Source organism: Meridianimarinicoccus zhengii, from assembly GCF_003254465.1.
In the GTDB taxonomy this organism is placed as follows: domain Bacteria; phylum Pseudomonadota; class Alphaproteobacteria; order Rhodobacterales; family Rhodobacteraceae; genus Meridianimarinicoccus; species Meridianimarinicoccus zhengii.
Genome location: NZ_QDFI01000183.1, coordinates 1 through 1035 on the forward strand (window position 1 = coordinate 1; position 1035 = coordinate 1035).

The following is a 1035-nucleotide window of genomic DNA, read 5'->3' on the forward strand; positions in this document are numbered from 1 at the left end:
CGCGCTGGGAATGAACAAGCACAGGCTGTTCGGGCCGGGTCTGCGGAGTGTAGCCGGTGGTTGTCCATGATGGATGACTGGCGATAGGTCATGCGGCCTGCTCCCTCGGTGGCGCGCGCGACATCGGTATCTGCCCGCGCCGGAAGATCTCGATGATGCGCATGGGCCCGCCGCAGCAGGGGCATGGTTCGCGCAGGGTGAGCGGAGCCTCGGCCTGTGGTTCCGGCACGGCGACCTTTTCAGGCTGCCGGACGCACAGCAGGGCGCGGATCCTGGCGATGTTGGCCTTGCGAGTCGAACTGGCCAGCAGGCCGTAATGCCGGATGCGGTGGAAGCCATCGGGCAGGACGTGGATCAGGAAGCGGCGGATGAACTCGGGCGTGGCGAGCCGCATGACCTTTTGCCGGTCGCCTCGCTTGATCCTGTAGTCCTTCCAGCGGAACGCCACGGTATCGGTATCAGCGCGGACCAGGCGATGGTTCGAGATCGCGACCCTGTGGGTGTATCGGCTGAGATAGGCCAGCACGGCCTCGGGTCCTCCGAAGGGGGGCTTGGAATAGACCACCCATTCGGTCTTGCGGAACGGGGCGAGCCAGGCGGTGAAGGGCCCAGCGTCAGCCAGTCCGGCGAGGTCACCGAAAAAGCCGAGCGCGCCCGTGCGATGCAGGTCGAGAAGACCCTCGATGAACAGTCGCCGGAACAGCCGTGACAGCACCCGCACATGCAGGAAGAACCCGGGGCGGCAGGCAATCCACCTCGTGCCGTCGGGCGACAGGCCGCCGCCGGGGACGATCATGTGGATGTGGGGGTGGTGGGTCAGCGCCGATCCCCATGTGTGCAGCACACTGGTCATGCCGACACGGGCGCCGAGGTGCCGGGGGTCGCCGGCAATGGTCATCACCGTTTCCGCTGAGACCTTGAACAGCAGCCCATACATCGCTCGCTTGTTCCAATAGGCGATCTGGGCGATCCCAGCCGGAAGGGTGAAGACGACGTGGAAGTATTCCACGGGCAGCAGATCGTCCGCACGCGCCG

The 1035-nt window shown here is 65.9% G+C and carries 1 protein-coding gene; it reads right to left on the bottom strand.

From position 1 onward, the window contains the following. Positions 1-88: 88 nt before the first annotated feature. Positions 89-1035 (bottom strand): IS91 family transposase (locus DDE13_RS22490; RefSeq protein ID WP_111406402.1); only part of this gene is annotated, 947 nt, incomplete at its 5' end.